The following is a 4,900-nucleotide window of genomic DNA, read 5'->3' on the forward strand; positions in this document are numbered from 1 at the left end:
GCCGACGCTGCCGCGCCGGCCGCCCGTGCCGCCGCCCGACCGGCCGCTTCCGCCGCCCACGCAGACAAGGAATCGACCTCGATCCGCGTCGGCGTTGAAAAAGTCGACCAGGTCATCAACCTGGTGGGCGAACTGGTCATCACGCAAGCCATGCTGGCGCAGACCGCCTCCACGCTGGATCCGGTGCTGCACGATCGCCTGCTGAACGGCATGGAGCAGTTGGAGCGCAATGCGCGCGACCTGCAGGAAGCCGTCATGTCGATCCGCATGATGCCGATGGATTACGTGTTCAGCCGCTTCCCGCGCCTGGTGCGCGATATCGCCGGCAAGATGGGCAAGCAGATCGAACTGCAAACGTACGGCCGCGCGACCGAGCTGGACAAGAGCCTGATCGAACGCATCATCGACCCGCTGACCCACCTGGTGCGAAACAGCCTGGACCACGGCATCGAAACGCCCGAAAAGCGTATCGCCGCCGGCAAGGATCCGGTTGGCCAGCTGGTGCTGTCCGCGCAGCACAACGGCGGCAACATCGTCATCGAAGTCAGCGACGACGGTGGTGGCCTGAGCCGCGAGAAGATTCTGAAGAAGGCCATGGCGCAAGGCCTGGCCGTCAACGAGAACTCGCCCGACGACGAGATCTGGCAGTTGATTTTTGCGCCCGGCTTCTCCACGGCCGAAAAGGTCACGGACATTTCCGGCCGCGGCGTGGGCATGGACGTGGTGCGCCGGAACATCCAGGACATGGGCGGCCACGTGCAGCTGTCGTGCGAGCCGGGCAACGGCACCACGACCCGCATCGTGCTGCCGCTGACCCTGGCCATTCTGGACGGCATGTCGGTGCGCGTCGGTGAAGAGACCTTCATCCTGCCGCTGAACCACGTCACCGAATCGCTGCAGCCCACCAACGACCAGATCTACTCGGTTGCCGGCAACGAGCGCGTCATGCACGTGCGTGGCGAATACCTGCCGCTGGTCGAGATGCACCGCGTGTTCTCGGTGGGCGAGGCCCAGACCGACCCCACGCAGGCGATCGCCGTCATCATGCAGGCCGAGGACCGGCGCTTTGCGCTGCTGGTCGATCACCTGATCGGACAGCATCAGGTCGTGGTCAAGAATCTGGAATCGAATTACCGCAAGGTCCCGGGCATTTCCGCCGCCACCATTCTTGGCGATGGCAGCGTGGCCCTGATTGTCGACGTATTTGCGCTCGCGCGCGCCAACCGGGAGCGCTGGTCGCAGCCCGAAGCCGTTCTGAATTGATGGAGCACTAAAAAATCATGGCAGCCAAACCGCAAGCGCAAGCCGCGCGCAATGAAGATGTCGGCAGCGAGTTCCTGGTCTTCACGCTGGGCGACGAGGAATACGGGATCGACATCCTGAAGGTGCAGGAAATCCGCGGCTACGACGCCGACACGGTTACCCGCATCGCAAACGTCCCGCCGTTCATCAAGGGCGTGACGAACCTGCGCGGCATCATCGTGCCGATCGTCGACCTGCGCATCAAGTTCAACCTCGGCCGCGTCGACTACAACGAGCAGACCGTCGTCATCATCCTCAACCTCGACCGCCGCGTCGTGGGCATCGTGGTGGACGGCGTGTCGGACGTGCTGATGCTCAATTCGGGCCAGGTTCGTCCGGCGCCCGAGTTCGGCGCCACGCTGTCGACCGAGTACCTGACCGGCCTGGGCACCGTGGATGAGCGCATGCTGATCCTGGTGGACATTGAAAAGCTGATGACCAGCGACGAAATGGCGCTGGTGGAGAAGGTCGCCTCCTGATCGGAGTCTGGCCGGAATGCGGGGTAAAGGCGCCATATTGATCGCGATGTGGCGCTTTCCTTTAACGATTGCAGTCAAGGGATGGTTCTTGTGATGCGCAAGTTTTTCGCGAACATGACGATACGCAGCAGCCTGTTGTGGGTGCTGGCGTTCTTCTCATTCATGTTGGTGATTGGTGCCGCGCTGGGCGTGTTGTCGTTGCGCATCAGCAATGGGACGCTGGCCGAGATCAAGCAATCGCAGGAATTGAACGACGCCGTCAACCGCGTCGTGCTGAGCCACAAGGACACGCTGAACGGCCTGGCCCGTGCCGCGACCCTGAACTATGCGGACATCGTGCGCAGCGTGGGTCAGCCGACCCTGCTGGCGCAAGGTCTGTCCAGCGAGGCCGCCGGCCTGCTGGAACGTGCCAAGGCTTCGCTGAACAAGGGCCAGGCCGAGTTCGATTTCTTCAAGACCCTGCCACGGCCGGCCGAAGCCGCCGAGGCCCTTAAGGAAATCGACGACTCCTATGCGGCGCTGGTGCAGCAGGGTGTCGCACCGTTGGTCGCCGCACTGGAAAAGGCCGACATGCCGGCTTACCAGACGCAGATCCAGAAGGTGCAGGACGCCCTGGAAGGCCGCTTTGCGCGCGCCGTCGAAGGCTTTGACTTCTGGCGCGCCAGCAAGATGACGGACGCGTTCGAAGTGGCGCAAGTGCGCTACCAGTTTGTGCTGATGGCCGTCAGCGCCGGCGGCATCATCGCGGCGCTGCTGGTGTTTGCCACTTACGTTTTCCTGCGCCGCCGCGTGCTGCAGCCGCTCAAGGAAGCCGGCCACCATTTCGACCGCATTGCCGGCGGCGACCTGACGGCGCGCGTGGAAGCCAGCAACACCAATGAAATCGGCCAGCTGTTCGCGGCGCTCAAGCGCATGCAGGAAAGCCTGACCCGCACGGTGGCCTCGGTGCGCCGCGGTGTCGATGAAATCAACGTGGGCTCGCACGAGATCGCGGCCGGAAACACGGACCTGTCCAGCCGCACGGAGCAGCAGGCCGCTTCGCTGGAAGAGACCGCCGCCTCGATGGAAGAGCTGGCGTCGACCGTCAAGCAGAACGCGGACAACGCGCGCCAGGCCAATCAACTGGCCGCCAGCGCGTCGGACGTGGCCGAGCGCGGTGGCGCGGCAGTGTCGGAAGTGGTGCACACCATGGAAGGCATCTCGGCAAGCTCGCGCAAGATCTCGGAAATCGTGTCGGTGATCGACGGCATCGCGTTCCAGACCAACATCCTGGCGCTGAACGCCGCGGTGGAAGCCGCGCGCGCCGGTGAGCAGGGCAAGGGCTTTGCGGTGGTGGCGGGCGAAGTGCGTTCGCTGGCGCAGCGCAGCGCCCAGGCCGCCAAGGAAATCAAGGGCCTGATCGAAGACTCCGTGACCAAGGTGGGCGCGGGTTCGCAGCAGGTCGAACGCGCCGGTTCCACGATGCAGGAAATCGTGGCCTCGGTGAAGCGCGTGACGGACATCATGGGCGAGATCTCGGCAGCGTCCGAAGAGCAGTCCAGCGGCATCGACCAAGTGAACCGCGCCGTGTCGCAGATGGATGAAGTGACGCAGCAGAACGCGGCGTTGGTGGAAGAGGCCGCGGCCGCCGCCGGCTCGCTGCAGGAACAGGCGCAGCGCCTGGCCGAAGCCGTGGCCGTGTTCAAGATCAATACGGGCGAGGTCATCGAAGTGCCGGCGCATCGTCTGTCATCGGTGCACGCCACCTATGACGACGCCCGCCTGCACGCGCCCGATGCGCCTGCTCTGGGACGCTGAGGATACGCGTGGCAACTTCGGCGAATACGGCCCCGTCCATTTCTGTGGACCGCCAGTTTGATTTCCGTGACGCGGACTTTTCCCGCGTCCGCAAGATGATCCACGCGCGCGCCGGCATTTCGCTGGGCACGCACAAGCGCGAGATGGTCTACAGCCGCCTTGCGCGCCGCCTGCGGGCGTTGGGCGGGCAGGATTTCGGCAGTTATCTGGACAGCCTGGAAAACGAGCCCGACGCCGCGGAATGGGAAGACTTCATCAACGCGCTCACGACGAACCTGACCGCGTTTTTCCGTGAATCGCATCACTTTCCGATCCTGGCGGACTTCGCGAAGAAGCGCGGGGGACCCGTTTCGGTGTGGTGTTGTGCAGCCTCGACGGGCGAAGAGCCTTACTCGATCGCCATTACGCTGACCGAAGCCCTGGGCCCACGGGCCGCCGGCTCGACCGTGCTGGCCACCGACATCGACACCAGCGTGCTGAATCGCGCGCGCACGGGCGTCTATCCGAACGAACGCGTCTCGAAGATGGAAAGCGAGCGCCTGCGCCGCTTCTTCCTGAAAGGGCGGGGCGCGAACGAAGGGCATGTGCGGGTACGACCCGAGATCGCCGAGATGGTGCGTTACGAAACGCTGAACCTCTTGTCGCCGTCGTGGGGGATCACCGAAAAGTTCGACGTGATCTTCTGCCGCAACATCATGATCTATTTCGACAAGCCGACCCAGGCCAAGATCCTGGAGCGGTTCGTGCCCCTCATGAAGCCGGGCGGCCTGCTGTTTGCCGGCCACTCCGAGAACTTCACGTACATCAGCCGGGATTTCCGTCTGCGCGGGCAGACAGTCTACGAATGCGCAAATAAGGCCTGAAAGGGCCAGGGCAGCAAACAAGATGAAGAAAATAAGCGTTTTGTGTGTGGATGACTCCGCGCTTGTGCGCGGCTTGATGACCGAAATCATCAATAGCCAGCCGGATATGGAAGTGGTTGCGACCGCGCCCGATCCGCTGGTGGCGCGCGACCTTATCAAGCGTCACAACCCCGAGGTGCTGACGCTGGACGTGGAAATGCCCCGCATGGACGGGCTGGATTTCCTGGAAAAGCTGATGCGCCTGCGTCCGATGCCGGTCGTGATGGTGTCGTCGCTGACCGAGCGCGGCGGCGAAATCACGCTGCGCGCGCTTGAATTGGGCGCCATCGATTTCGTGACCAAGCCCAAACTGGGCATCCGCGACGGCCTGCTCGAATACACGGAACTCATCGCCGACAAGATCCGCGCCGCGTCGCGCGCCAAGCTGCGCGCGCCCACGCCGCATGCGGCGGCTGCCGC

General features: G+C 63.9%; 5 protein-coding genes. All 5 read left to right on the forward strand.

Features of this window, described 5'->3' with window-relative positions:
• The coding region (locus tag B3446_RS23360) for a chemotaxis protein CheW (protein WP_291385754.1) at positions 1-1,263 on the forward strand (1,263 nt) is incomplete at its 5' end.
• 17 nt (positions 1,264-1,280) lie between these two features.
• Complete coding sequence (cheW, locus tag B3446_RS23365) at positions 1,281-1,781, forward strand: chemotaxis protein CheW (protein WP_129247084.1); 501 nt, start codon at positions 1,281-1,283, stop codon at positions 1,779-1,781.
• Positions 1,782-1,874: 93 nt separating this feature from the next.
• Complete coding sequence (locus tag B3446_RS23370; protein ID WP_175139608.1) at positions 1,875-3,578, forward strand: methyl-accepting chemotaxis protein; 1,704 nt, start codon at positions 1,875-1,877, stop codon at positions 3,576-3,578.
• A gap of 8 nt (positions 3,579-3,586) precedes the next feature.
• Positions 3,587-4,441 (forward strand): CheR family methyltransferase, encoded by an 855-nt coding sequence (locus B3446_RS23375; RefSeq protein ID WP_291385761.1) that lies wholly within the window; start codon positions 3,587-3,589, stop codon positions 4,439-4,441.
• A 22-nt stretch (positions 4,442-4,463) separates the two neighbouring features.
• The coding region (locus B3446_RS23380; RefSeq protein WP_291385763.1) for a response regulator at positions 4,464-4,900 on the forward strand (437 nt) is incomplete at its 3' end.

It is taken from the genome of Achromobacter sp. UBA5777 (genome assembly GCF_002418565.1).
In the GTDB taxonomy this organism is placed as follows: domain Bacteria; phylum Pseudomonadota; class Gammaproteobacteria; order Burkholderiales; family Burkholderiaceae_B; genus Achromobacter; species Achromobacter animicus.

What these genes read in the sequence shown, in the direction of transcription:
- cheW (WP_129247084.1), top strand. Translation starts at nt 1,281, where the DNA reads ATGGCAGCCAAACCGCAAGCGCAAGCCGCGCGCAATGAAGATGTCGGC.
- B3446_RS23370 (WP_175139608.1), top strand. Translation starts at nt 1,875, where the DNA reads ATGCGCAAGTTTTTCGCGAACATGACGATACGCAGCAGCCTGTTGTGG.